At 43.0% G+C, this 6,111-nt stretch carries 5 protein-coding genes; 2 read left to right on the plus strand and 3 right to left on the minus strand.

Translation table 11 applies throughout. The annotated features are described in order from the left end of the window. Positions 1-46: 46 nt before the first annotated feature. From ACTIEV_RS15315 to ACTIEV_RS15325, 3 genes are all read right to left on the minus strand, one after another. Positions 47-2,401, minus strand: a complete 2,355-nt coding sequence (locus ACTIEV_RS15315) for a S9 family peptidase (RefSeq protein ID WP_322197383.1) — start codon at positions 2,399-2,401, stop codon at positions 47-49. Positions 2,402-2,556: 155 nt separating this feature from the next. Continuing rightward, positions 2,557-3,126, minus strand: a complete 570-nt coding sequence (nadD, locus tag ACTIEV_RS15320; protein WP_322197384.1) for a nicotinate (nicotinamide) nucleotide adenylyltransferase — start codon at positions 3,124-3,126, stop codon at positions 2,557-2,559. 28 nt (positions 3,127-3,154) lie between these two features. Beyond that, positions 3,155-3,382 carry a FeoA family protein gene (locus ACTIEV_RS15325; protein ID WP_178888612.1) on the minus strand — a complete coding sequence of 76 codons (228 nt, stop codon included), beginning with the start codon at positions 3,380-3,382 and terminating at the stop codon, positions 3,155-3,157. A gap of 81 nt (positions 3,383-3,463) precedes the next feature. On the opposite strand from ACTIEV_RS15325, the gene ybeY reads away from it, so the two are divergent. Together ybeY and mnmG are read left to right on the plus strand one after the other, a co-directional pair. After that, positions 3,464-3,895: an rRNA maturation RNase YbeY gene (gene ybeY, locus ACTIEV_RS15330; protein WP_322197385.1), complete on the plus strand. Its 432-nt coding sequence runs from the start codon at positions 3,464-3,466 to the stop codon at positions 3,893-3,895. A 250-nt stretch (positions 3,896-4,145) separates the two neighbouring features. Further along, positions 4,146-6,014: a tRNA uridine-5-carboxymethylaminomethyl(34) synthesis enzyme MnmG gene (mnmG, locus tag ACTIEV_RS15335; protein ID WP_439516798.1), complete on the plus strand. Its 1,869-nt coding sequence runs from the start codon at positions 4,146-4,148 to the stop codon at positions 6,012-6,014. Positions 6,015-6,111: the final 97 nt, after the last annotated feature.

The raw sequence follows: 6,111 nt of genomic DNA on the forward strand, positions 1-6,111 counted from the left end.
TTTTTCATAACGACCTCCTTTTTAAAGTTAACAATTCTGTCAACTTTTAAGTGGCCGAACTTTGGGGGAGCTTACACCAATTGTCTTTTCCCAGTTCAATCAGCTTTTGTGATAAACGAACCACATCCTGGAAATGAACATTCACATCCACCATACCATGACAAATCAATAAATGGTTTTTGAGTCCATTGGCAAAATTGATGGGTGATGACTTTGCATAAGCAATACTATCATTCACCGGCTCGTTCAAGATATTAGAGGTATAACCATGATTGTAATGCGCCCAATCTGTTACCGGTCTTAATGCGGCTCCTGCTTTAAACACATCAGGAGTGGTGAAGAGTCCCATCAGCGTAATAAAGCCTCCATAGCTTCCGCCATAGATGCCGATCTTTCCTGCATCAACACCATAATTTTTGGTTAGGAATTTGGCAGCATCTACATGATCATCCAGATCCTTGCCACCCATGTGTCGATAGATACCCGTTCTCCAATCTCTTCCATAACCACTACTTGCGCGATAATCAATATCAATCACAGTATATCCCTGATCCGCCAATAAATTATGGAACATGTATTCGCGGAAATAAGAACTCCACCAGTAGTGAACATTCTGCAAGTATCCGGCACCGTGTACAAAGATCACTGCCGCTTTATTGTTCTTGGCTTTGGTGGGCTCGTACAATCGTGCATAGATCTGTTGTCCATCACGCGCCGGAATGGTGATCATTTTTGGATCTCTCCAGGGATAGGCTTTGAACTCATCTGTCACGGCCTTGTTGGTAATTTGTGCTGCCGTTTTTCCTGCGGCGTTTTCCTGTACAAACAATTCCCATGGTTTATTGCTATAAGAATAACGATAAGCAATCCATTTTTCATCCGGCGACATGCTTACTTCATAACCACCGGTCATATTCGTGATCTTTTCTTTTCCGCTTCCGCCTTTATTGATACGATACCAATTGAGTTTTCCCGGATGCTCTTCATTGGTCAGTAAATAAAAATGTTGTTTGTTGTTACTCAGTGATACGGACTGTACTTCATACTTGCCCTCCGTCAGCGCTGTCTTTCTTCCGGATGCCATATCATACACATACAAATGAGAATAGCCGGTAGCTTCGCTTTGAAAATAGAATTCGGCGTTGTTGATCCATCCCAATGTTGCACCAAATGCACTAATACCCGGACCGCCGATCCATGCTTCATCACGCTGACGATCGATCAGTTTCAGTTTGGCGTTTTCTGCATCCAATTGCATGATCCATCGATCTTTATTGTCTTGAGAACGGATGTCTACAATCGCCGCCGTTCCTGATGCGTTCCAATATGGACCATTGATGATAACACCCCGAAGCGGTGCTCGACGATTGCCAAATTGTTTGGGATAATCTTTTACATAATCAGGCTGATCCATGATACCCGGAATCGAAGTAGAATCAACCACCAGCATCATGAGTTTGTCTTTTGTTTTATCAAACACATAAAACTCATAACGTCCGAGGGGGGCGCCCACTTTTGTTCGGGCAGGAATATCGGTTGTGAATCCGCTTTCCGTTACATAATCCGGAACGATGGTGCTTTTGCTATTGGCAGGTGCTTGATACAAGCGATACGTTACAAAACGTCCATCCGGACTGATCTGTAAATTTTGTAATTGCTTCTCACCGATACTGATCAATTTTAAAGTATCGGTATCACGATTAGCGCGTAAGAATTCTGTGCGGGCATCTCTTTTTTCTTTTCTTTCTTTCAGCACTGTAAACAGATCGAGCTGTTGATCACGCAACCATTGCTCTTGTGATTGTGCCAATGCGGCAATAGCGGGTGCTACATTTCTTGCTCCACCCAATTGCGCGGCACCACGACCACCAAGAGGCATAGCCGAAACAGCTGTTTCGGTTCCACGATTGATATTGGTCAATTGTAGTGTGCTTCCATTTTGTGTATGCCAAGCAAATAAATTCTGATTGCGATTGTATACCACCCACTCATCATTCAAAATAAAACGTGGTGCAAATTCCTGTTCTTGCGTTTGTGTGATGCGTGTGGTTTTTCCGGATGTGATATCTACCATATATACGTCTCCGCGCAAAGCATATAACATTTTAGTGCGGGCTTCATTGAATACCGCGTTGTTCTGTGCTTGTGCCAATTGTACTTCTTGCAATGACGCAGGTACCGGTGCTCCGTTGGCACCAACAGTGTAGACATAAGAGGAGTCGGATATTTTTTTATCGGGGTTCCAGCTGAAATAAATTTTCTTGCTGTCAGCGCTCCAAAAAACATTGGAGGGCGAAGTGCCGATCCATTTCGGATCGCGCATGATTTTTTCAACGGTTAATTGGGCAAACGAGGACAAGCATACCAACATGAGCCCGGTAAAAAGCAGTTTATATTTCATTCGAAAATTTTAATCCGATAAATCTATTGTATCAATAGGGGATGGGGAAATGAATTTTATGGGTGGGTAAATGGAACGCGGATTGTCATGATCATCATGATTAACGCAGATAAAAATCATGAAAAATCATGACGATCATGACAATCCGTGTTCCATCACTTGTAATAATTATTTCTTTCAATCTCTTCTTTCACTTTTTCCGGAACGAGATAGCGAATCGATTTTCCTTCTTTGATATTGTTGCGGATGAGTGTTGCAGAAATATCAAGCATCGGTGCATCCAGCACAGTGAGTTTTGCACTCCAATTATCTGTGACCTCAAATCCCGGTCTGCGATACACAATGATGGGATATTCTTTGATGAGTAATTCGGCATTCTTCCATTTGGGCAGGTTTTGAAAACCATCACTACCCATGATGATGCTGAACGAATGTTGCGGATATTTTTCTTTGAGATAAGTGAGCGTATCGATGGTATACGACGGACGAGGCAATTTGAATTCTACATCAGAAGCCTTGATGCGCGTTTCATCATCGATCGCCAGGTTCACCAAATGAAGTCGGTCGTATTCATTTAATAAAGATGCGGACTGTTTAAACGGATTTTGCGGAGAAACCACCAGCCATACCTGTTGTACATCCGTATAGTTCACAACATGAGATGCGATGATCAAATGTCCGGTATGAACGGGATTAAAAGAGCCAAAATAGAGTCCGATATTCATCTAATATATTGACTATCAATTGATTATACTAAATCGCGTCTTCTACAAAAATGCTTCTGGCCTCACTTAGGCGAAGGCTCAGGTGATAACCGGCCACAGAAATAGAGATCGGATCACCCAGCGGAGCCACTTGTTCAACCTGAACTACTTCGCCGGGAATACAACCCATTTCCATGAGCTTGATAAAGATCTCGTCTTTTTCAAAAGAATTGATCACTGCTTTTTGTCCTGCTTCTAAATCTGAGAGTCTTTTCATCGCCTGGTTATAAATATTATACAAAGGTAGCATGGCTGAATGGGCTTTTGTTACGAATTTTGGAGTAATAGATATACGGTTATGAAGAGAGTAACGTTTCGGTATGCAGACAGGAAATTGGCTTTGTCGGGGAAAACAACCATTCAAAGTTTTGTAGAGACAATTTTCAAGAAAGAGAAAAAGAAGCTGGTACATATTAATTATGTCTTTTGCTCAGACACCTACCTGCTAAACATCAACCGAGACTTCCTGGCGCACGACTATTATACCGATATCATCACATTTGGTCTATCCGAGCCCGGCGAGGCTATAGAAGCGGAGATCTATATCAGTACAGACCGCGTGAAGGACAATGCCGGTGAATTAGGCGTTTCTTTCAAGGAGGAAATGCTAAGGGTGATCTTTCATGGGGCCTTGCATTTGTGTGGCTATAAAGACAAGAATAAAAGCGATGTCGCACTGATGCGACAGAAAGAAAACCATTACCTCACTACTTATCTCTCCAAACATTAAACCCTTTCTCCGCGAGCCTCCGCGTCCTCTTGTTCTCCGCGGTAAAAGTGAATGTGTTAACCGCAGAGAACAAGAGAGTAAAGAGATGACGCTGAGAGGAAGTGGAGTTGTTGCTCACTCTTTTATTAAAAATCAATTGATTGAGAGCATTAAACTGTTCCACGTGAAACATGTTCCATGTGGAACATTGAATACAGATTGTTTTTTCTGTTGGACGCTATCTCCGTAGCCTGAACTATCTTTGCAAACTATGTTTCCGCAATATGATGTCATTGTAGTTGGGGCCGGACATGCCGGTTGTGAAGCTGCCGCTGCTGCTGCCAATCTGGGTAGCAAGGTTTTATTGGTAACCATGAACATGCAAACCATTGCCCAGATGAGCTGTAATCCGGCCATGGGTGGTATTGCCAAAGGACAGATTGTTCGTGAGATCGATGCCATGGGTGGATACAGTGGTATTGTATCCGACCTCAGCACCATTCAGTTCCGCATGCTGAACCGCAGTAAGGGTCCTGCGATGTGGAGTCCGCGTACCCAAAACGATCGTATGCTCTTTGCAGCTAAGTGGAGAGAGATGTTGGAGAATACCCCGAATGTAGATTTCTATCAGGATATGGTTCGTTCCCTTATCATCAAAGATGGTAGGGCTTGTGGCGTAGTAACCGGATTGGGACATGAGATCCAATCTAAAACGGTGGTGGTGACCAGTGGTACTTTTTTGAATGGTATCATTCATATTGGTGAAAAACAGTTTGGGGGTGGACGTGTAGCCGAAAAAGCCGCTACCGGTATTACTGAGCAATTGGTGGAACTGGGTTTTGAAAGCGATCGTTTGAAAACAGGAACACCTCCTCGGGTGGATGGGCGCAGCCTTGACTACAGCAAAATGGAAGAGCAGAAAGGTGATGATGAGATCGTTGGCTTTTCTTATACAGACGTTCCCCGCATCAAAGCCGCCGAACAACGCAGCTGTTACATTACTTATACCAACGAAAAAGTACACGATATTTTAAAAACCGGCTTCGACAGAAGTCCTATGTTCCAGGGAAGAATTGAAGGAACGGGACCGAGGTATTGTCCGAGTATCGAAGACAAGATCAATCGCTTCGCAGATCGTGAAAGACATCAGCTCTTTGTAGAGCCCGAAGGATGGAATACCGTTGAGATCTATGTGAATGGATTCTCTACCTCTTTACCGGAAGAAGTGCAATACGAAGCAATTCGTACTGTTCCGGGTTTTGAGAACTGCAGAATTTTCAGACCGGGTTATGCCATCGAGTACGACTATTTTCCACCTACACAATTACAATATTCGCTGGAGACCAAACTGATACCAAATCTGTTCTTCGCCGGACAGATCAATGGAACCACAGGATATGAAGAAGCGGCTTGTCAGGGTTTGATGGCAGGTATCAATGCACACCAGAAAGCAAGAGCATTAGAACCCGTGATCTTACAAAGAAGCGAAGCTTATATTGGTGTGTTGATTGATGACCTGATCAGTAAAGGAACCGATGAACCTTATCGCATGTTCACGAGCAGAGCAGAGTTCAGAACACTTCTACGTCAGGATAATGCCGATCTTCGTTTAACTGAATTGAGTTATAGATTAGGACTTGCTTCGCAAGAAAGAATGGATAAAGTAGTCAGCAAAAGAGACGGCGTGGCATCTATCAAAAAAATCTTACAAGAATTCAATATTGAACCCGACCATATTAACCCTTTCTTTGAAAGTATTGACTCCGCAGCGATTTCAGAAAAACAAAAAGCTTCTAAAATTATTTTAAGACCCAACGTAGATCTGCCGTCTTTAATGCAAAACATTCCAGGCCTAGCAGATGCGCTGGCTTCCTTCAATAACGATACTATTGAACAAGCGGAAATACAGATCAAATACGAACGCTACATTGAAAAGGAACAAGAGATCGCCACTCGTATGAGTCAAATGGAGAACACACAAATTCCGGATAGCTTTGATTATGATCGCGTAGCCGCTTTATCCAATGAAGCACTGCAAAAATTCAAACGCATTCGTCCGCGTACACTCGGACAAGCAAGTCGAATCAGTGGCGTGAACCCGAGTGATGTGCAGATATTGATGGTATATATGGGAAGATGATATTGAATTGTTGGTCAGGCGACCACAGGTGTTCGGAAGAAATAAGCATAATTAGACGAATTTGATAATTTTTTCGTTTCAAGTGCATGAAAGTTGA

This window comes from Sediminibacterium sp., assembly GCF_051861365.1.
Classification (GTDB): domain Bacteria; phylum Bacteroidota; class Bacteroidia; order Chitinophagales; family Chitinophagaceae; genus Sediminibacterium.